Below are 18,881 nucleotides of genomic sequence, written 5' to 3'. Positions count from 1 at the left end.
AATGCACCAGCTCAGGAAGTCGGCGCTCTCCGGCGCCGTCGCGTTGGCCCTGCTCGCGCCCCTGCACGTGTCGGCCCAGGCGCCGTCCGTGCCAGCCCAGAACCAGGACACCGGCGGCATCCGCGGACGCGTCCTCAACACTGCCACCGGCGAGTACGTGCGCAATGCCGAGATCCGGGTCCAGGGCACGGGCATCGTCGTGTACTCGGAGGAGGGCGGCCTGTTCCGGATCAGCGGCGTGCCGGCTGGCCAGGCGACACTGACCGTGCGCTATACCGGCCTCAACGATGCGTCCCGGACCGCGACGGTCACGGCGGGACAGGTGGCCAGCCTGGACATCGCGCTGGAGGCACCGTCGTATACGGGTACCCGAGCGGGCGACGCCACCGAGCTGGACGCGGTGCGCGTGGTGGGCAGCTTCACCGGCCAGGACATCGCGATCATGGAGCGCCGTGCCGCCATGAACGCCAAGAACGTGGTGCCGGCGGACACCTACGGCGCCCTGACCATGGGCGATGTCGGCGAGTTCATGAAGTCCATGCCGGGCATCTCGCTGGACTACACCGAGGTCGATGCCACGGCGGTGCGCATCGGCGGCCTGGACCCGAAGTATTCGACCTTCACCCTGGATGGCGGCCGCATGGCCACGGCCACGTCGAACAACAACAGCGGCCGCCAGAACTCGTTCGAGCAGATGTCGGTGACCGGCATCGAGTCGATCGAGCTCAACAATACGCTCACAGCGAGCATGGATGCGGATGCCCCGGCCGGCAACATCAACCTGCGCAGCAAGTACGCCTTCGACCGCACCAGGCGCGACTTCGTGTTCCAGCTTGGCGCGGTGGCCAGCTCGGACTCGAAGTTCTTCTCGCGGCAGTACTTCCCCGACGATCGCAAGCACGCCACGGTCTATCCGTCCGGCCAGATCGGCTATGCCGACGTGTACATGGACGGGCGCTTCGGCGTGGCGTTCAACGCCAGCTACAACGCGAACTACGTGCAGCAGGAGCGCATCCAGACCGACTGGGCCTACTACGCGGACGGACGCGTGCTGCCGTACCGGCTCATGTGGCGCCCGGGCCCGAAGATGACCAGCCGCACCGCGGCCAACCTCAGCACCGACTTCCGGATCAACGACGAGTGGACCGCCTCGCTGCGCAGCGCCTACTCGTTGTACGACGTGGAGTACTTCAACCAGTACACCTACCTGTACCTGGGCACCACCACGACCAGCTACGCCACGCCGGACTCCACGCCCACCCACCTGGTGGTCAACCCGGTAGGCACCGGCGGCTCGAGCCCGCGCCTGCGTACCGAGTATTCCCACCGCTACGCGGCCACCCCGACCATCACCCTGGCGCCCAAGCTGGAGTTCAAGGGCGAGACCCTGGACGTGGCGCTGCGGGGCAACTACTCCACCTCCGAGTTCAACTTCCGCGACAGCAGCGAGGGCTTCTTCCAGCGGACCGACAGCTGGCTGACCCGGCTGGGCTTCACCGCCGAGCGCGCGTCGGAAGGCTCCCAGGCCTGGTACCTGCAGCAGACCGCGGGCCGCGACTGGAGCAACCCGGCCAACTGGAACCTGGACGACGACATCGGCAACAACGTCCGCAACAACGAGTCCGACGCGCGCAACCGCCAGACCGGGCTCAACCTGGACGTGAAGAAGGAGCTGGAGTTCGGCGGCCATCCGTTCACCCTGCTTACCGGCCTGGGCACCCGCACCAACGACTGGGAGACCGACGAGAGCCACTACCAGCAGTACCAGTACGTCGGCCCCAATGGCGACCTGACCCAGCGCGATCCGGCCGCCGCGGTCCCGTGGACGGAGCACTACCAGTTCGGCTTCCTCAACCTGGATGCCGGCAACGTCGACTCCCAGGGCTGGCGTGCCGACAACAACTACGCCATGTACGAGATCTACAAGGCGCATCCGGACTGGTTCGTGCCCGACACCGTGGGCAACCTCAAGCGCGTCTTTGACAACAACAAGCGCGTGCGCGAGACGGTCAACGCGGCCTACGTCGAGGGCCAGACACGCTGGGGGGACGCGCGTTTCGACCTGGGCCTGCGTTACGAGCAGACTGAAACCGAGGCGCGCACGGCCGTGATCCGGCCGGCCAGCGAGGTCGAGGCGGCCGGGCTGTCGACCTCGACGGTGGAGGGGCTCTGCTACCAGTACCACTGCGTGGATGGCAAGCCGACCTATTCGACCCGCAAGGGCCGGTACGAGGACTTCTTCCTCAGCGGCGGCGTGAAGTACGACTTCAGCGAGCGCCTGGTGGGCCAGCTGGCCTTCAGCGATTCGATCCTGCGCCCGGACTACGGCAACCTCGGCGGCATCGTCAGCATCAACGACGACACCATGATCGTCACCGTGCCCAACTCCAGGCTCAGGCCGGAGCACTCGACCAAGTACTTCGCCGGACTGCAGTACTACTTCGAGCCGGCCGGCGTGCTCGGTGCTTCGTACTACCGGCTGGACATCGAGGACATGCAGGCCACCGGGTTCACGGTCAACCCGGAGGACGTGGGCTTCGACCCGGAGGAGTACGCCGGCTACGAGTTCCGCAGCGCCCGCAACGTGCCGGGGACCAGCACCAACGAGGGCCTGATCCTGGAGTACAGCCAGCAGCTGGCGTTCCTGCCTGGCGCCCTGAAGGGACTGAGCCTGCGCGGCTCCTACACCCGCATCCGACCGGACGGCGAGCGCGTCAACCTGCCCGAAGAAGTGGCCAACTGGGGGCTCGGCTACCGGTATGGGCGGCTCGATATCCAGGTCAACGGCAACTACCAGTCCGACTACCGCGTCAGCGGCCTGAGCAACACCCCGACCACGGCCAACAACGGCGTGCTGTACCGCGCCGCACGGCAGATGTGGAACCTCAGCGTCAACTGGAAGCTGTCGGAGAACTTCGACCTGCAGCTGGCCGGCCGCAACGTGTTCGACGAGCCGGACGTCATCTATTCCAACGTGCGCAGCCGTGTGCAGCGTTACGACAGGTACGGCTCGATGTGGAACATCGGCATCCGCGGACGCTTCTAGGCAACCGGCACAGCAGCCATGGCGTCCCGGCGGGGCCGCCATGCCACGACCAGAGACAAGGGGGCAGGGATGGGCATCGATATCGAACGGCGCCGGCTGGTGCTGGCGGGCGGCCTCGGCGTGGGTGCGCTGTTGCTGCCGGGCGGAAAGGCGCTGGCGGCCGAGCTGCTGGGCGCCAGGGGGTTCACCCACAGCGTCGCCAGCGGCGAGCCCGGCGCGGACAGCATGCTGCTGTGGACGCGCTACGTGCCGGCGGCCGGCGGGGATGAAGTGCAGCTGCAGGCCGAGGTCGCGCTGGACCATGGGTTCAGCCGGGTGGTCGCGGGCGGCACGGTCCGCACCGGCGCCTACCGTGACTGGACGGCCAAGCTGACCGTCACCGGCCTGGCGCCGGGCACCACCCACTGGTACCGCTTCATCGCACCGGATGGCGCGCGTTCCCCCGTGGGGCGCATGCGCACGCTGCCGGATGGCCCGGTGGCGCGCTTCGGGCTGGCGGTGTTCTCCTGTTCCAACCTGCCCAATGGCTGGTTCAACGCCTATGCGCACGCGGCCCAGCGCGAGGACCTGGACCTGTGGCTGCACGTGGGCGACTACATCTACGAGTACGGGATCGGTTCCTACCGCGAACACGACCGCATCCCCGGGCGCATCCTCATGCCTGCGCATGAGCGGGAGATGGTGTCGCTGCTGGACTACCGCCTGCGCTTCGCCTGCTACCGTGCCGATCCGGACCTGCAGAAGCTGCACCAGGACGCGGCCATGGTGGCGCTGTGGGACGACCACGAGATCACCAACGACAGCTGGGAGGGGGGCGCGCAGAACCACCAGCCGGCGACCGAGGGCGACTGGAACACCCGCCGTGCCGCGGCGGTGCAGGCGTACCGCGAGTGGATGCCGGTCTCGGAGGAACCATGGAAGGCCTACCGCATCGGCACCCTGGCCACGCTCTACCGGACCGAATCACGCCTGACCGGGCGCACCCGGCCGCTGTATCCGGAGCTGGACCAGGCCCATCGCGCCGGCAACCCGGGCCCGGCGCTGGAGGCGTTCCGCGACGGGACGTGGCAGGACCCATCGGCAAGCATGCTTGGATGGGAGCAGGAGGCCTGGCTGGCCGACACCATGCAGCGCGAGGCGCGGGTGACTGCGTGGCAGCTCGTGGGCATGGCGACGATCATGGGACGCACGTTGATGCCGGAGGAGATGCCCGGCTGGTTGCGCCCGGAGGCAAGCGAGCGCACCCGCGAGGCGTTCCGCCGGAACGTGTACGCATCGCGGCTGGGGGTGCCGATGTGGATGGACCGCTGGGACGGCTATCCGGCGGCGCGCTCGCGCCTGCTGCAGGCGGCGCAGCGTGCCGATGCCGACCTGGTGATGCTGTCCGGCGACAGCCACAACGCCTGGGCGTACTCGCTGGTGGAGGACGGCCGGCCTGCAGGCGTGGAGTTCGCCGGACAGGCGGTGACCTCGCGCGGCATGGAGGGCAACCTGGCGGCCGATCCGCGGGACGTGGCGCAGGCGTTCATCAAGGCCAACCCGGAACTGGCCTGGGCCGATACCAGCCAGCGCGGCTACATGATGATCGAGGTCAGGGCCGCGCAGGTGACCGGGCAATGGGTGTTCATGCAGGACATCAAGCGCCGCACCACCGCGCTGGCCGGCACCCACCACATGAAGGTGGCCCGGGGCCGGCGCCGCTTCGCCTAGCGCCGCACCGGTAAACCCTGCAGCCGTGCTGACGCCGGCTTCGCGCAGGCGCCGGCAGGGTGCGAACGGTTCCCGAGGGAGGCGATGCCATGCAACTCGAAGGTTCCTGCCACTGCGGCAATGTCCGTTTCCGCTGCGAGGCCTATGCGCCGGTGCCGTTCCTGCAGTGCTACTGCTCGATCTGCCGCAAGACCGCCGGCGGCAGCGGCAGTGCGATCAACCTCGGCGCCCGCGCCGACACGCTCGAGGTGGAGGGGCGCGAGCACCTGGGCGTGTACCAGGCGAAGATCCGCGAGGACGATGGTGGCTGCCGCATAAGCTCGGCGCGGCGGCATTTCTGCACCGACTGCGGCAGCGCGCTGTGGCTGTTCAGTCCGGAGTGGCCGGACCTGGTGCACCCGCATGCCTCGGCCATCGACACGCCGCTGCCGCAGCCGCCGGAGCGGGTGCACATGCTGCTGGGCTCGAAGGCCAACTGGGTGCTGGTGCCGAACGGGCCGGACGACGTGCAGCTGGAGGGATTCCCGAATGAATCGCTGGAGCAATGGCACCGTCGCCATGGGCTGCTGCAGGAGTAGTGCCCGCGCACCGCGTAGCGGCCTGGCGCGGAGCTACTTCTGGCGCGGCATTTCCAGGTTGCTGCCGGCCTCGTGCTGGCCCGCGCGCAGCTGGCGCACGCGCTCGACCAGGGCGCGGGCGGCGTTGCGGGTTTCCTCCAGCAGGGCGTGGTCGCCGTCCAGCGCCTGGTGGCTGGTGGCGTAGGGCTCGTAGTAGCCGACGTAGCGGTCCACCTGCGAGGGGGCGCCGGCATCAACCAGGCCCATGCCGCGCAGCCAGTCGGCCAGGATGTGGCGCACGCCCCGGGTGCCCTCGGCATCGCCATGCACCACCACCGAGAACGCGCGTCCGGCCAGGTGCTGCGGATAGACCCAGCCGGCCAGCTCGATCGCCTTGGCGCGTCCGGCGTCCTTGCCCGAGGTCGAGGTGGGATCGGGATTGCCGCCGTCGGCGCAGACCAGGCGGTCCATCATCAGCTTCAGCGGCGAGGTCGGGCTGTTCCAGTGCACCGGGGTCACGATCATCACCCCGTGGGCTTCGGCCCAGCGCGGGTAGATCCCGTTCATCCAGTCGTGGTGCTGGCCCAGGCCGTGGTTGGGGTAGCACGAGCACGGCCAGTGGCACAGCGGCATGGCGGTGGAGACGCAACCCTTGCAGGGATGGATCTTGCGGCCGTACTCGGAGGTGGTGCGGTTGAGCTCCAGTACGTCGCAGGTGGCGCCGGCGGCGGTGGCCGCCTCGTGCGCGGCCTCCAGCAGGCGCCAGGTCTTGGACATCTCGCCGGGGCAGGTGTGCTCGCTGCGCGGCGAGGCGCAGACCAGCAGCAGGCGGTCGGGCGCGGCGGGATCGCGCTGGCGCTGTTCGGCGGCGCGGATGGCATCGCGTGCGGCACGCCATTCGTCGGACAGGTCGTAGTCCGGATCGGCGAATCCGGGGCCGGCCTTGTGCGTGCGCGGGGCCTTGCGACCTTCCTGGTAAGCCTCCCAGGCGATCGCGGCGAGCCGGTCGATGGCCTCGCGCTGGCCGTCGAAGGCCGGGTCGATGAAGGCCAGCCGGTAGCGCCGTTCGAACTCTTCCCGCGGAAGCTTGGCATCGGGCTGCCCCTTGCGGGGCGCGGGAACGGTTCCGTGGTCTGGCATGGGCTGGCTCTAGGGCAGGTGCCCCGACGATGCCTGCCGCGTGGTGAAACGGCCGTGGCGGGATGCCGTGTTGTCAGCGCGGGCCGCGGCCGGGCATGCTGGGCCCGGGGAGCCATGGCTGGCATCGGGGGAACGATGGGCGGGGAAAGGATCCGGAATGCCGGCCGGGGCCTGCTGTGCGCGGCACTGCTGGCGCCGGTGGCGCTGGCCGCGGGCAAGCGCCACGGGACGGTCGAGGACCTGCTGGTCCATGGCGCGGTGGAAGGCCGCAGCCTCGGCGAGTGGACTGCGCAGTGGTGGCGCTGGGCGTTCTCGCAGCCGGTGGCGCCGTACCTGGATCCGGATGGCAGCTGGTGCGCGATGGGGCAGGAGGGGCCGGTGTGGTTCCTCGCCGGGACCAATGGCCAGTTCACGCCGAAGCGCCATTGCGTGGTGCCGGAAGGCAAGTACCTGCTGGTGCCGATCATCAACATGTCCATGCGCCGGTCGAAGCTGACCAGGGCGGGCTGCAGGGAGATGCAGGAGTCCGTCGCGGTCAACAACAACCACCTGGCCAGCGCGGTGGTGATGGTCAACGGCCAGCTGCTGCGCGATGCCCGCCGCCAGCGGGTACGCAGCGACGGCTGCTTCCAGTTCGATCCCGAGGACGCGGCCTCGACGTGGATGGCCGCCGACGGCTACTGGCTGATGCTCAAGCCGCTGCCGCGTGGCCGCCACACGATCTCGGTCGGTGCCAACTACGGCGCGCCGGGCGATGAGGGCTACGGCAGCTTCCAGCAGACCTTTGAGTACCAGCTGGACGTGGGCGGGCACACGCTGCTCAGCGATGCCGGCAGTGCGCAGCCAGTCACGGCCTTGCGCTGACCTTGCGATCCCCCCGCCACCCCTTGCGTGCATGGCCGCGCGCCTTCACATACGCTTCCGCCAACCCCCGACGAATCCGCCCGATGCCCCTGATCCGTACTCCACTGCTGGCACTGGCCATGGCCCTGGGCACCTTCGCCGTGCCAGCGCTGGCGGACGAGGTGACGCCGGCCGCCGCGCCTGTCGCCGTGGAGACAGGCGACGTAACCCCGGGTACGGCCACGACTGCGGAAGTGGCGACCGGGGCGGCGCCGGCCGTCGAACCAGTCGTCGAACCGGTCGCGGAGCCGGCCGAAGCGGCCGAACGAGCCGCGCCGGCTCGCGACGAAGCGAACTACCGCTTCGAATACGTGTACGTGAAGCCGGAAGCGCCGGAGCTGCAGCAGATCCACAAGCGCATGAGCCAGGCCGACCTGCTCGGCCAGCTGCCGGAGATCCAGGCCATCGACGGCATGTTCGCGATGCCGCGGACGCTGCGTTACGTGGCCGCCGAGTGCGGGGAGTTCGGTGCGTTCTACCGGCCGGACCGGGCCGAGGTGGTGCTGTGCTACGAGACCCTGCGCACCCTGTACGAGCGCGGGGTGGAGCACCAGCAGGCGCTGGAACTGGGCAAGGAGCATCCGCTGCGCTACGTGCGCGCCAATGTCCGCTTCATCCTGCTGCACGAGACCGGCCACGCCCTGATCCACCTGCTGGACGTGCCGGCGACCGGCCGCCAGGAGGACGCGGTGGACCAGCTGGCGGCGATCCTGATGCTGCGTTTCGCCGGGCTGGACGAGACCCCGGAGCAGGTGACCGAGAACCTCGGCCTGGCGGCCAACTGGATGCTGTCCAACAGCACCGGCGCCTACAACCTGGACGCCTACGCCGATGAGCACGCGCTGGCCGAGCAGCGCTACTTCAACCTGCAATGCATGATCTACGGGACCGACCCGCAGGCCTTCGCGCACCTGGTGGACACCGGCGACCTGACCGCCGCCCGCGCCGCGCACTGCCCGGGCGAGACCCGTCGCGTCACCCGCGCCTGGGTGCGCCTGCTGGTGCCTTACCTGGCGCCGGGGCACGAGGCCTACCACCAGGAGGCGATGCGCTACCTGGAGCGGACCCGTATTCCGGATGGCCCGATGCCGGCGGTGGTGCCCGAAGCCGAGTCCTGATCCAGCCGCAGGCCGGGGGGCGACCCGGCGCTGCGGTTCCTGCGGTCCGGCCTTACTGCGCGCGGCGAGTGACCTTGCGCACGGCGGCCTTCATCCCGGTCTTGGCCCCGGCCACCGCCGAGACCAGGGTCGAGGCACTGGAGGCTTTCCATTCCTCGTAGGCCTCGTCGAACTCGGCCAGCTCCTGCGTGGTGAAGAGCTTGCGCGCCATGGCGAACATCTCCTTCTCCTCGTCCCTGGCGTGGTGGTCGATCAGCTCGCCGAACACTTTCACCCGGCCGGCGAACTGCGGGGTGGCGACGTCGGCGGCGTGCACGTCCGGGATCACGGTCTTCTCGACCGCGCGGTGTTCCTCGACGGCCTCGGCATGGATCTTCAGGCCCTCGCGGTTGGCGCGCTCGGCGAAGGCCGGATAGAACACGGTCTCCTCCCACTTGGCGTGGGGCATCAGGTTGGCCTCGATCTTCCCCAGCAGTTCGGTGCGCTTCCTGCCGGCGAGGTCGCTGGTCTGCTCCATCTGTTCGAACAGGGCGCGCAGCTCGTCGTGGGGTTGGGTCGTGCGGACCTTGGGGTAGGGGGCGTAGTCCGCATGTGAGCGCCTTCGCTATGCTCGGCATACCGGCCGCCAAAGAGCCGAACCCCGACGGCTTGCGCCGCTGCCATTGCGGCCTGACTGGAGAGATCAGCATGTGCAGGAACGGAATCCATTGCCTGCTGGCGGCAGGCCTGATGGCCCTTGCCACGCCGGCGGACGCGGCCGACCTGGCCATCGTCGGCGGGCGGGTCCAGCCTTCGCCGTACGAGGCGCCGATCGAGAACGCGGTTGTCCTGGTCAGCGATGGCCGGATCGAGGCGGTCGGCCGCGCCGGCGAAGTCGCCATCCCCGCTGGGACGCGCACCCTGGATGCCAGCGGCAAGGTGGTGGTGGCCGGGTTCTGGAACAGCCATGCGCACCTGCTGGGGCCGGCCTACCGCAATGTCGCCAAAACCCCGGCCGCGAAGCTCGATTCCACCCTGCGCGAGCAGTACGGGCAATGGGGCTTCACCACGGTCTATGACCTGGCCTCGGCACCGGGCGAGGCCCAGGCGCTGGTGCGCCGGATCGAGGCCGGCGAGATCAATGGCCCACGGGTGTTGAGCACCGGCGTGCCGTTCTTCCCGGCAGGCGGCACCCCAATCTATGTGCGCGACCACAACCTCGGCATCGAGGGTGCGGTGGCCGAAGTGGCCGATGCCGAGGCCGGCCGCAAGCGCGCGACCGAACAGCTGGCGCAGGGCGCGCGTGGAGTGAAGCTGTTCACCGGATCGATTGTCGGGGGCAACGAGGGCGTGCGCCTGATGGATGCCTCGGTGGCCCGGGCGATCAGCAAGGTCGACCGCGACCGCGACCAGCCGGTGTTCGCCCATGCCACCGATGCCGGCGGCCTGGTCGTGGCCCTGCAGGCCGGGGCCGACGTGCTGGCCCATGCCACGCCTGCGGCCGGTCCTTGGCCGGCGCCGACCGTCAGCCGCCTGGTGCGCGAGGACGTGGCCCTGGTGCCGACCCTGTCCATGTTCGAGATCGAGATCCGCCGCGAGCGGGTGCCGGAGTCGGTGGTGCGGCGCTTCGTCGGCGCGGCGCAGTCGCAGGTGTCCATGCTCCAGGCCGCCGGCGGCACCGTGCTGTTCGGTACCGACGCTGGATATATCGACAAGTTCGACACCACCCGGGAGCTCGAGCTGCTGGCCGAGGCCGGCCTGGACTGGCGCAAGCTGCTGGCCAGCCTGACCACCAACCCGGCGCGGGTGTTCGACGAGGACGACACCCGTGGCCGCATCGCCCCTGGCATGGCCGCCGACCTGGTGGTGCTTGGCGCCGACCCGGCGCAGGACATCAAGGCCTTCGCCAACGTGGCCTGGACGGTGCGGGGCGGGGTGGTGATCCACCAGAAGCCCTGACCCCGTAGAACCCGGGCCTGCGGGCAGTTGCCTCGTTTGTCCCAGATCAGCCCGCCAGGCGGGCCAGATAGGACACTGCCTGCAGTTCGCAGTTCGACTCGATCGAGCCAACCAGTCCGAATACGCGTGGGCGCCGCCGGAAATCGAATACGCGGTACAGGTGATACTGGCCGGCGTCACGCTCGGAACGCGCCAGTTCGTTGCGGGTCACGAAAAAGGGCGTCAGCTCACCGAACGCGGTGGTCTTGACCTCGATGAGGCGCTCCCGACCATCCTCCTCGAAGGAAAGAATGTCGAACCCCAGGCCATCGCCCTTGGTGGTCGAGACATGTTCGACCCGCTCGCCAAGGACCTTCTTCCCGGCAAGGTGCAACCTGCGCGCCTCGAGTTCCATGACGAATAGTTCGCCGGCGAGGCCGAGCGAACGGTTCCTGCCTTCCTGGGCCAGGTAATCGCGTCTGGCAGGCGAGAACGTCGGTGCGTAAGACGCGGGAACCTCGCGCAAACGTTTGGCCGGCGGCGCAGGAACCCAGGCACTCGTGAAATCGGCATCGGCCACGCTGATTTCGCTTGCCGGACGGGCCACGGCGGCCTGCGCTGCCTCTTGCAAGGCGACGTTCTGGCTCGCTTGCTCCTCCACGACCCGGCGGAGCATGCCTTGGAAGTTGGCGCGGGGTTTATATCCATCGATGTAGGGATAGCCCAGGGAGAGCATCACCGCGCTGATGTTGCAATGCTTGAACTCGATTGAAGGCCGGCTGCGGCCGTCCAGCTGTTGCATCAGGGCCTTTGCGTGCTCGGTCTTGCTGTAACGCTGGCCGTTGAGCTCCAGCGTAAGCATGCGCAGGTAGGAGGCAACGCATGCCTCGACTTCCAGCTCGCTCCAATCTTCTCCCGTGGCCATCCGCTCCCCCGATACGCTTTTCGCTGGCGTTGCCAGGGTAACGGTTGGCCAGAGTGCCTCCAACCGCGTCTGCTGCCGCCACCTTCACCGCGGCATCGTCACACTCCGCGCATGCAACAGCTTGCCAAGGATTTCTGGAACATCCGTGCGCCCCAGCGGGTCGCGGGGATCATCAACGTGGGCACGCACATGTCCGTCGTGCGGCGGCCGAATGGCCGCTTCGTGGTGGTGGACGGTGCGCCGCTCGGCAGGGGGCAGCGCGAGGCGCTGCTGCAGCTGACCGCCGGCGGATCGGAGGTGGAGGCGGTGGTGCACGTGCATCCGTTCCACACCCTGCACGTGGAGGCGACCCACCGGCTGTTCCCCTCGGCCCTGCTGTACGGGACGTTGCGCCACCGCCACGTGGCGCCTTCGCTGCCGTGGGCCGAGGCGCCGGTCGAACTGTGGGACCACGTGCACCATCCGCTGCAGGACGTGTTCGACCTCTCGGTGCCCGACGGCGTGGACTTCGTCTGCCTGGACGAACGGGTACACGTGGCCTCGGTGCTGGTGCGCCACCGCGCCTCGTCCATCGTCCATGTGGACGACACCCTCAACGTCATGGCCGCTCCGGGCGTGCTGGGCCGGGTGCTGCCGCAGTCCGGGCTGCGCATGCACCCGATGCTGGGCCGCGCCCTGGGCGCACATGCCGGCGCCGCCGATGCCTATGCCTGCTGGGCCCGAGGCTTGGCGGCGGACTGGGCCGATACCCGGATCGTGTGCGCGGCGCACTCGGCCGTGCGCGAGCTGGAACCTGGCGGCTTCAGCCGCGAGGTGCTGCACGCGCTGGAGCGGGTGCAGCGCACCCTGGACCGGCACCGCAAGCGCCACGGTTGAGCCAACCCCGGCCGACTGCTTCCCCCCATTACTACAAAGAAGACCCCCAATGACTTCACGCCTGCTTTCCCCCCTCGACCTCGGCTCGCTGCGCCTGCCCAACCGCGTGTTCATGGCGCCGCTGACGCGCTCGCGCGCCGGCCAGCCGGGCGACGTGCCCACCGAGCTCAATGCCGAGTACTACGCCCAGCGCGCCAGTGCCGGCCTGATCGTGTCCGAGGCGACCCAGGTCTCGCCGCAGGGCAAGGGCTATGCCTGGACCCCGGGCATGTACAGCGATGCGCAGGAGGCCGGCTGGAGCCGGGTGACCGACGCGGTGCATGCGCGCGGCGGCCACATGGCGGCGCAGCTGTGGCATGTCGGCCGCATCTCGCACACCCTGCTGCAGCCGGACGGCGCGGCGCCGGTGGCGCCTTCGCCGCTGGTCGCGGAAGGTGCCAACGCCTTCGTGGTGCGCCCGGACGGCAGCGCCGGCAATGAGCCGACCTCGCTGCCGCGGGCACTGAAGCTCGAGGAGCTGCCGGGCGTGGTCGGGCAGTACGCGCAGGCAGCGCGCCGCGCGGACCGCGCCGGCTTCGACCTGGTCGAGGTACACGCGGCCAACGGCTACCTGCTGCAGCAGTTCCTGTCGACCAACAGCAACCAGCGCGAGGACCAGTACGGCGGCTCGCTGGAAAACCGTGCGCGCTTCCCGCTGGAAGTGGTGGACGCGGTGGTGGCACAGCTGGGTCCGGACCGGGTGGGCGTGCGCCTGTCGCCGCACTTCGCCGGCCACGACATCGCCGACGAGGAGCCGGAGGAGAGCGCGCTGTACCTGGCGCGCGAGTTCACCAGGCGCGGCCTGGCCTACCTGCATATCGCCGAGCCGGACTGGGCCGGCGGCCCGAAGCTGAGCGACCGCTTCCGTGCGCAGCTGCGCGAGGCGTTCGGCGGGGTGCTGGTGTTCTGCGGCGGCTATACCGCCGAGCGCGCCGAGGACCTGATCGCCTCGGGGGTGGCCGACGCGGTGGCCTTCGGCCGGCCGTTCATCGCCAACCCGGACCTGGTCGAGCGCTTCGCCAAGGGTGCTCCGCTCAACGAGCCGGATCCGTCCACCTTCTACGGTGGCGGGGCGCACGGCTACACGGATTACCCGACGCTTGGTGATTGAGCCCGCAGCGAGGGTTCAAAGCCAAGTCGCCGGACGGGTCCCGGCCCAGGGCCAGGACCACGGGCAGGGGATTGCAGTGAGTGCGCACGTCCCCAGCCAACCATCAGGCCGTGACCCCGGCGCAGGCCGGGACCACGGTGATGGGATACCGCGATGGGGCTGGCTTACTTCTTCGGCGCCTTGTTGCGGTCACTGACGGAATCGATGATCAGCCTGGCCACGCCTTCCGGGTCTTCCTGCTGGGCGACATGGCCGCCGGGGAAGGTGCGGACGGTCCAGCCGCGGGATTCGGCGGTGCGCCAGCCGCGGTCGGTCTTGGCGCGCTCTTCGATCGACTGCTCCTTCGGCACGAAGGCGACGTAGGTCACCGGCAGGGCCTTGGCGGCCGGGTTCTTGTAGGACACCGGCTGGCTGAAGCACTTGATCGAGTGCTTGACGCTGTAGGGCGGCTTGTCGCCTTCCTTGACCCACGGCACCTGCATGAAGCCGTCCTTGAAGCGGTCCGGCGGCAGCGGCTGGTTGGCGCCGAAGATGTCCCACAGCGACTGGCCGTCCTCCGGCACCGCCGCGTCGAGGAAGACCACGTGCTTCAGGCGCTCGGGGATGCGGTCCATGACGCCGGTGACGACCATGCCGCCGTAGCTGTGGCCGGTCAGCACCACGTCGTGCAGGTCCTCGAACAGGATGGTGTTGACCACGTCGTTGATATGGGTCTCCAGGTCCACCTCGGTGCTGTTGAGGTGCTCGCGCTCGCCCAGGCCGGTGAGGGTGACGCGGTAGACCGTGTGGCCCTCGTCGGTGAGGAACTTGCCGGTGCGCTTCCATTCCCATGCGCCGGCGGTGGCGCCGTGCACGACCACGAAGGTCTCCTTGCCGGCGGCGGCGACGGGTGCGGCGAGGCCCGCGAACAGGGCAAGGCTTGCGATAAGGGCGTACAGGCGGCGGACGGGCTTGGCCAGGGACATGCGCGTGGACTCCGGTGACAGGCGGCCGGAGAGTGCCACGCGCGACGCACGTGGTGGGGTCTGTCACCGGGTGTCATCCAGCATTGGAATGCTGGGATAGCAATTAACGGATCGCTCGCGTGGCGTTCGCGCGCCCGTCATGCATCCCAACGGCCTCTGACCGTGATCCGGGAAGCGGCCCCGATTACACGCGGCCGTCCATGGCGGGTCGATAGCGTGCGTTGCCTATGAGCACCCCAGCCAGCACGCCTGCAACCAGGCCGACCCAGCAAAGCCTCTCCGAGCGCTTCCTCTCCTTCATCGACGATCCGTCCTTTCCCTGCGTCGGCTCCAAGGCCGCGCTGGCGAGGAATGCGATCCAGCCGCACGAGTTCGGCCGTCTTGGCGACCGCCGCAACGATGCCCGGCTGCTGGACTCGCTGACCCGGTTCGCCCGCTTCATCGAGGGCCAGCCGAAGGAGGACACCACGGTGCATTCCTTCGTGGCCCTGTTCGATGGCCCGTCGGATACGGACGAGCAGCGCTTCGAGGCCATGCTGTGGTCGCAGCTGCAGCACCTGCATGACCTGGATGCGCGACGCGGCACGCCTTGGGCCGAGGACGTGAGCCGCGATCCCAACGATCCGCGCTTCAGCCTCAGCCTGGGCGGCCACCCGTTCTTCGTGATCGGCCTGCATCCGGGTGCCTCGCGCATTGCCCGCCGGTTCGAGGTGCCGGTGATGGTGTTCAACTCGCACCGCCAGTTCGACCGCCTGCGCGAGGATGGCCGCTACGCCAAGATGCAGGCGGCCACGCGCAAGCGCGACACCGCGCTGCAGGGCAGCATCAATCCCAACCTGGCCGACTTCGGCACCGCCGCCGAGACCCGCCAGTACAGCGGCCGCAAGGTCGAGGCAGGATGGACCTGCCCGTTCCATGTGCGGAGGCCGCGTTGATGTGCGAAGGAACCGTGCGTATCCAGCCGTGCTCCGGCCATGCGGTGGAGCTGGAGGCCGGCGACGAGCTGGTGGTGATCGATCCGATGGGGCAGCAGGTCAGTGACCTGACCGCGTTCAACCGCGAGGACCTGGACGAATACCTGTCCTCGGGCCGCAGCATCGACTACGCCTCCAAGCTGTGGCTCACTACCGGCGACACGCTGTACTCCAACCGCAGCCGCCCGATGTTCACCATCATCGAGGACACCTGCGGCCGCCACGACTTCACCCTGACGCCGTGCTCGAAGGAGATGTTCGAGAAGCTCTACGGCGAGGAGGAGGGCCGTCCGGGTTGCGAAGGCAACCTGGCCAGGGCGTTGGCGCCCTGGGGCATCAACCGCGACCGGGTGCCGGTGGCGTTCAACATATTCATGCACGTGGCGGTCGATGCCGAGGGGAAGATCGCGGTGCTGCCGCCGCTGAGCAGGGCCGGCGACCACGTACGCCTGCGTGCGGAGATGCCGCTGGTGGTGGCGATGACCGCCTGCTCGGCGGGCCAGTCCAACAACTTCAGCTACAAGCCGATCGACTTCCGGGTCGAGCGCGCAAGCGATCGCGCCAAGGCCTGATCGCCGCACCCAAGCCGCTGCCGCTGGTGCCAGAATGGGGGCGCACGGATGGACCGTGCGCTCCGGTTCGACCAAGGGGAAGTGGATGACCGTAAGGATCCAGTGCCGTTGCGGAACAGTGCAGGGCGAGATCGACGACCGCGGCGCCTATGCGCGCGTGACCTGCTACTGCCGCTACTGCCAGGCCTTCGCCCAGTGGCTGGGCACGCCGGGACTGCTCGATGCCCAGGGCGGCACCGATATCCTCGCTGCCAAGCCTTCGCGCATGCGCATCACCCAAGGCAAGGACCAGGTGGCCTGCATCAGTCTAAGCAAGCGGGTGGTGCGCTGGTATGCCAGCTGCTGCCGGACGCCGCTGGCCAGCACCGCGCCCACGCCCGACCTGCAGTACGTCGGCATACCCATGGCCTGCATCGCCAATGGCGCGGATGTGCAGAAGCTGGTCGGTCCGGAAGGGCGGGCGGTGGCCAATACGGAATCCGCGCACGGCCCGGTCCGCGGTTCGCATATCGCCCTGACCGGGGTGCTGCTGAAAGTCGGCATCGGGGTCCTTGGCGGCCGCCTGCGCAAGGACCGCGGCTCCCCGTTCTTCGACGAGAACGGCAAGCCGATCCGCGAGCCCGAGCGGATCCCGATGCCCGAGCACTGACGTGCGCCGGGAACTGCTGCCACGGGACCTTGGCTTCGAGGTGCAGGCCGGCGACGAGGCCTCGCTGTTCGCCTGGTTCCTGGCGTCGTTCCTGTTCGGCAACCGCATTAGCCAGGCGCTGGCAGCGCGCACCTGGGAAGTGATCGTGCGCCAGCATGGCCGCGATACCCCTGCGCGCCTGTGCGCCTGCAGCCACGCCCAGCTGGTGCGGATGCTGGGCGAGGGCGGCTACCGCCGCTACGACGAATCCACCGCCACCCGGCTGTCGCAGCTGTGCCGCACCCTGGTGGACGAGTACGACGGACGGATCCTCGGCGTGTTCGAGGCCTCCCGCGACCGCGCCGACTTCGAGCGGCGCCTGCTGGCGTTCCGCGGCGTAGGCCCGGTGACCCTGGGCATCTTCATGCGCGAGGCGGGACCGGCGCTGTACGGGGAGGGATAGCGCGCCGGCCCCGCCCATGTGGACTCAGGTCCAGGCGTGATCGGAAGCGACCTGCGGATGGCGTCTGGCAGGGTGGCGGAAGGCTGGGGAGTAGGTCGAGCGCTGCCCGCGAATCCCCTGGATCGTGACCCGCGTCGCGCCTGCCCGGGAACCGCCTCGCCCGCGACCTGTCGGAACTCAACGAGCTCCCCGCAGGAACCTCCGCATGTTCCGGACAACCGCTCTTGCCGCGTGCCTCGCGCTCGGCGCCCTTGCCGCCGCACCCGCCATCGCCGCCGATCCGGTGCGGCAGGACGGCCCCATCCACCAGCTGCGCATCTACCGTATCTACGACCAGACCCGGATCGCCTTCCACGAGCGCTTCCGCGACCACGCCGCGCGGCTGATGGCCGGGCATGGTTTCGACATCGTGGCGATGTGGGAGTCGCGTTCGGAGGATGGACCGGAGTTCGTCTACCTGCTGCGCTGGCCGGACGAGGCGACGATGCAGGCCAGTTGGGCGCGTTTCATGGCCGATCCGGAATGGGCGGCGATCAAGCGTGCCACCGCAGCCGGGCACGGCCGGTTCGTTGGCGACATCGAGGACCGGACCCTGCGCATGGTCGATTACTCGCCACCTGGGCGCGTGCGTTGAACCTTGGCCGCGGGCCTGCGCGCCCGCGAAGCGGCTGCTATGGTTGCCGTCCAACGGGCACACGCCCATGGATGACGTCATGAGGGAAGTCGCATGTCCAGAACCACCTTGCTTGCCGGGCTCTGCCTGGGCCTGATGGCGCTGCTGCCCAACGCCATGGCCGCCGATCCCAGGCCGCTGTCCGCCGCTGACCAGGTCGCGCGCATGGGAGCCGGGGTCAACGTGCTGGGCTACGACCCGTACTGGAAGGCGGGCGAGCAGGGCAATTACCGCGAGGAGCATTTCGCGAAGATCCGCGAGGCCGGCTTCGGCACGGTGCGCGTGGCGCTGTTCACCTTCCCGCACCTGGACGAGGCCAACCGGCTCGATCCGCAATGGCTGGCCAAGCTGGACCAGGTGATCGGCTGGGGCACGGGCAATGGCCTGCAGGTGATCCTGGACGTGCACGACTTCAACGACTGCGTGAAGGACGTGCCGGCCTGCGAGGTGAAGCTGGAGCAGGTCTGGACCCAGCTGGGCGAGCGCTATGCCGGCCAGCCGGACCAGGTGGTGTTCGAACTGCTCAACGAGCCGCACGGCGCACTCGATGCCAAGGCCTGGAACGGGCTGTTCGCGAAGCTGCTGGAGGTGGTGCGCAGGACCAATCCCACCCGCAACGTGGTGGTCGGCCCGACCCGCTGGAACAACCTCGAGGAGCTGGACACGCTGCAGCTGCCGGAGGACGACAGGCACCTGATCGTGACCTTCCACTACTACGAGCCGTTCGCCTTCACCCACCAGGGCGCGAGCTGGGTGGAGCCGCAGTTCTCGGAGAAGACCGGCGTGCGCTTCAACACGCCAGGGCAGGTGGCGAAGATCGAAAGCGACTTCGACAAGGTCAAGGCGTGGTCGCGCAAGCATGACCGGCCGATCCTGCTGGGCGAATACGGCGCCTACGACAAGGCGCCGATGGAGGACCGGGTGTACTGGACCCGGACCGTGGCCCGGGCCGCGGAGAAGCGCGGCTTCGCCCACCTGTACTGGCAGTTCTCCAGCGACTTCGTGCTGTACGACTTCGAACGCGAGAAGTGGGTGCAGCCGCTGCTGGAGGCGGTGATTCCGCCGAAGCCGTAAAGCTCGTCCGGGCTACGTCCTTGTAGCCCGGGTAAGCGAAGCGCACCCGGGGTTCGCTTGCGAGTTGCAGGAATGCGGCCCCGGGCAGCGTCCCCGGATGCGGCCTTGCGGCCTTATCCGGGCTACGGTTCTTGTAGCCCGGGTAAGCGAAGCGCACCCGGGGTTCGCTTGCGAGTTGCAGGAATGCGGC

At 69.0% G+C, this 18,881-nt stretch carries 17 protein-coding genes and 1 pseudogene; 14 read left to right on the top strand and 4 right to left on the bottom strand.

From position 1 onward, the window contains the following. Position 1: 1 nt before the first annotated feature. The 3 genes from PSESU_RS08075 to PSESU_RS08065 all read left to right on the top strand — a co-directional run bounded on the left by PSESU_RS08075 (position 2) and on the right by PSESU_RS08065 (position 5,334). Positions 2-3,046: an outer membrane beta-barrel protein gene (locus PSESU_RS08075; protein ID WP_013535275.1), complete on the top strand. Its 3,045-nt coding sequence runs from the start codon at positions 2-4 to the stop codon at positions 3,044-3,046. A 69-nt stretch (positions 3,047-3,115) separates the two neighbouring features. Further along, entirely contained in the window at positions 3,116-4,756 is a 1,641-nt protein-coding gene (locus PSESU_RS08070; protein ID WP_013535274.1) for an alkaline phosphatase D family protein, read from the top strand. An 89-nt stretch (positions 4,757-4,845) separates the two neighbouring features. Beyond that, positions 4,846-5,334 (top strand): GFA family protein, encoded by a 489-nt coding sequence (locus tag PSESU_RS08065; RefSeq protein ID WP_013535273.1) that lies wholly within the window; start codon positions 4,846-4,848, stop codon positions 5,332-5,334. 33 nt (positions 5,335-5,367) lie between these two features. Here the strand turns inward: PSESU_RS08065 and PSESU_RS08060 are convergent, their stop codons facing one another. Continuing rightward, entirely contained in the window at positions 5,368-6,453 is a 1,086-nt protein-coding gene (locus PSESU_RS08060) for a flavodoxin family protein (protein ID WP_013535272.1), read from the bottom strand. 135 nt (positions 6,454-6,588) lie between these two features. Between PSESU_RS08060 and PSESU_RS08055 the strand changes: the two genes are divergently transcribed. Continuing rightward, complete coding sequence (locus PSESU_RS08055) at positions 6,589-7,317, top strand: hypothetical protein (RefSeq protein ID WP_013535271.1); 729 nt, start codon at positions 6,589-6,591, stop codon at positions 7,315-7,317. Positions 7,318-7,400: 83 nt separating this feature from the next. Continuing rightward, complete coding sequence (locus PSESU_RS08050) at positions 7,401-8,474, top strand: DUF4344 domain-containing metallopeptidase (RefSeq protein WP_013535270.1); 1,074 nt, start codon at positions 7,401-7,403, stop codon at positions 8,472-8,474. 52 nt (positions 8,475-8,526) lie between these two features. Here PSESU_RS08050 and PSESU_RS08045 read toward each other — a convergent pair. Continuing rightward, a pseudogene (locus PSESU_RS08045) lies at positions 8,527-9,015 on the bottom strand (hemerythrin domain-containing protein); the annotation flags it as partial. 146 nt (positions 9,016-9,161) lie between these two features. On the opposite strand from PSESU_RS08045, the gene PSESU_RS08040 reads away from it, so the two are divergent. Beyond that, on the top strand, positions 9,162-10,412 hold the full coding sequence (locus PSESU_RS08040) for an amidohydrolase family protein (RefSeq protein ID WP_233275202.1): 1,251 nt from the start codon (positions 9,162-9,164) through the stop codon (positions 10,410-10,412). Between the two features lie 46 nt (positions 10,413-10,458). Here the strand turns inward: PSESU_RS08040 and PSESU_RS08035 are convergent, their stop codons facing one another. Beyond that, complete coding sequence (locus PSESU_RS08035) at positions 10,459-11,316, bottom strand: DUF3883 domain-containing protein (RefSeq protein ID WP_013535267.1); 858 nt, start codon at positions 11,314-11,316, stop codon at positions 10,459-10,461. A 111-nt stretch (positions 11,317-11,427) separates the two neighbouring features. On the opposite strand from PSESU_RS08035, the gene PSESU_RS08030 reads away from it, so the two are divergent. Further along, entirely contained in the window at positions 11,428-12,192 is a 765-nt protein-coding gene (locus PSESU_RS08030) for a hypothetical protein (protein WP_013535266.1), read from the top strand. Between the two features lie 49 nt (positions 12,193-12,241). Next, a complete protein-coding gene (locus PSESU_RS08025; protein ID WP_013535265.1) occupies positions 12,242-13,342 on the top strand; it encodes an alkene reductase in 1,101 nt (366 codons plus the stop codon). Positions 13,343-13,506: 164 nt separating this feature from the next. On the opposite strand, the gene PSESU_RS08020 is transcribed toward PSESU_RS08025, so the two are convergent. Next, the gene (locus tag PSESU_RS08020) at positions 13,507-14,307 is read right to left on the bottom strand and encodes an alpha/beta fold hydrolase (RefSeq protein WP_013535264.1); all 801 of its coding nucleotides are present in this window, start codon (positions 14,305-14,307) and stop codon (positions 13,507-13,509) included. Between the two features lie 227 nt (positions 14,308-14,534). Here PSESU_RS08020 and gntA point away from each other — a divergent pair, with 227 nt between their 5' ends. The 6 genes from gntA (at position 14,535) to PSESU_RS07990 (ending at position 18,691) form a co-directional block, all read left to right on the top strand. After that, positions 14,535-15,242, top strand: coding sequence for a guanitoxin biosynthesis heme-dependent pre-guanitoxin N-hydroxylase GntA (gene gntA / locus PSESU_RS08015; RefSeq protein ID WP_013535263.1), 708 nt, complete (start codon positions 14,535-14,537; stop codon positions 15,240-15,242). Continuing rightward, positions 15,242-15,853 (top strand): DUF1989 domain-containing protein, encoded by a 612-nt coding sequence (locus PSESU_RS08010; RefSeq protein ID WP_013535262.1) that lies wholly within the window; start codon positions 15,242-15,244, stop codon positions 15,851-15,853. The genes gntA and PSESU_RS08010 overlap by 1 nt, the downstream gene beginning before the upstream one ends. An 85-nt stretch (positions 15,854-15,938) precedes the next feature. Further along, on the top strand, positions 15,939-16,502 hold the full coding sequence (locus PSESU_RS08005) for a DUF6151 family protein (RefSeq protein WP_041764668.1): 564 nt from the start codon (positions 15,939-15,941) through the stop codon (positions 16,500-16,502). Between the two features lies 1 nt (position 16,503). Continuing rightward, positions 16,504-16,944, top strand: coding sequence for a DNA methylase (locus PSESU_RS08000; protein WP_013535260.1), 441 nt, complete (start codon positions 16,504-16,506; stop codon positions 16,942-16,944). Positions 16,945-17,149: 205 nt separating this feature from the next. Beyond that, complete coding sequence (locus PSESU_RS07995; RefSeq protein ID WP_013535259.1) at positions 17,150-17,578, top strand: NIPSNAP family protein; 429 nt, start codon at positions 17,150-17,152, stop codon at positions 17,576-17,578. 93 nt (positions 17,579-17,671) lie between these two features. Beyond that, positions 17,672-18,691: a glycoside hydrolase family 5 protein gene (locus tag PSESU_RS07990; RefSeq protein ID WP_013535258.1), complete on the top strand. Its 1,020-nt coding sequence runs from the start codon at positions 17,672-17,674 to the stop codon at positions 18,689-18,691. Positions 18,692-18,881 lie beyond the last annotated feature (190 nt).

This window comes from Pseudoxanthomonas suwonensis 11-1 (assembly GCF_000185965.1).
GTDB classification, from domain to species: Bacteria; Pseudomonadota; Gammaproteobacteria; order Xanthomonadales; family Xanthomonadaceae; genus Pseudoxanthomonas; species Pseudoxanthomonas suwonensis_A.
The sequence above is the reverse complement of the archived record's forward strand: the minus strand, read 5'-3'. Positions and strand labels throughout refer to the sequence as shown.

What these genes read in the sequence shown, in the direction of transcription:
- PSESU_RS08070 (WP_013535274.1), top strand. Translation starts at nt 3,116, where the DNA reads ATGGGCATCGATATCGAACGGCGCCGGCTGGTGCTGGCGGGCGGCCTC.
- PSESU_RS08030 (WP_013535266.1), top strand. Translation starts at nt 11,428, where the DNA reads ATGCAACAGCTTGCCAAGGATTTCTGGAACATCCGTGCGCCCCAGCGG.
- PSESU_RS08035 (WP_013535267.1), bottom strand. Translation starts at nt 11,316, where the DNA reads ATGGCCACGGGAGAAGATTGGAGCGAGCTGGAAGTCGAGGCATGCGTT.
- PSESU_RS07995 (WP_013535259.1), top strand. Translation starts at nt 17,150, where the DNA reads ATGTTCCGGACAACCGCTCTTGCCGCGTGCCTCGCGCTCGGCGCCCTT.
- PSESU_RS08010 (WP_013535262.1), top strand. Translation starts at nt 15,242, where the DNA reads ATGTGCGAAGGAACCGTGCGTATCCAGCCGTGCTCCGGCCATGCGGTG.
- PSESU_RS08075 (WP_013535275.1), top strand. Translation starts at nt 2, where the DNA reads ATGCACCAGCTCAGGAAGTCGGCGCTCTCCGGCGCCGTCGCGTTGGCC.
- PSESU_RS08050 (WP_013535270.1), top strand. Translation starts at nt 7,401, where the DNA reads ATGCCCCTGATCCGTACTCCACTGCTGGCACTGGCCATGGCCCTGGGC.
- PSESU_RS08040 (WP_233275202.1), top strand. Translation starts at nt 9,162, where the DNA reads ATGTGCAGGAACGGAATCCATTGCCTGCTGGCGGCAGGCCTGATGGCC.
- gntA (WP_013535263.1), top strand. Translation starts at nt 14,535, where the DNA reads ATGAGCACCCCAGCCAGCACGCCTGCAACCAGGCCGACCCAGCAAAGC.
- PSESU_RS08025 (WP_013535265.1), top strand. Translation starts at nt 12,242, where the DNA reads ATGACTTCACGCCTGCTTTCCCCCCTCGACCTCGGCTCGCTGCGCCTG.
- PSESU_RS08060 (WP_013535272.1), bottom strand. Translation starts at nt 6,453, where the DNA reads ATGCCAGACCACGGAACCGTTCCCGCGCCCCGCAAGGGGCAGCCCGAT.
- PSESU_RS08055 (WP_013535271.1), top strand. Translation starts at nt 6,589, where the DNA reads ATGGGCGGGGAAAGGATCCGGAATGCCGGCCGGGGCCTGCTGTGCGCG.
- PSESU_RS08065 (WP_013535273.1), top strand. Translation starts at nt 4,846, where the DNA reads ATGCAACTCGAAGGTTCCTGCCACTGCGGCAATGTCCGTTTCCGCTGC.
- PSESU_RS07990 (WP_013535258.1), top strand. Translation starts at nt 17,672, where the DNA reads ATGTCCAGAACCACCTTGCTTGCCGGGCTCTGCCTGGGCCTGATGGCG.
- PSESU_RS08005 (WP_041764668.1), top strand. Translation starts at nt 15,939, where the DNA reads ATGACCGTAAGGATCCAGTGCCGTTGCGGAACAGTGCAGGGCGAGATC.
- PSESU_RS08020 (WP_013535264.1), bottom strand. Translation starts at nt 14,307, where the DNA reads ATGTCCCTGGCCAAGCCCGTCCGCCGCCTGTACGCCCTTATCGCAAGC.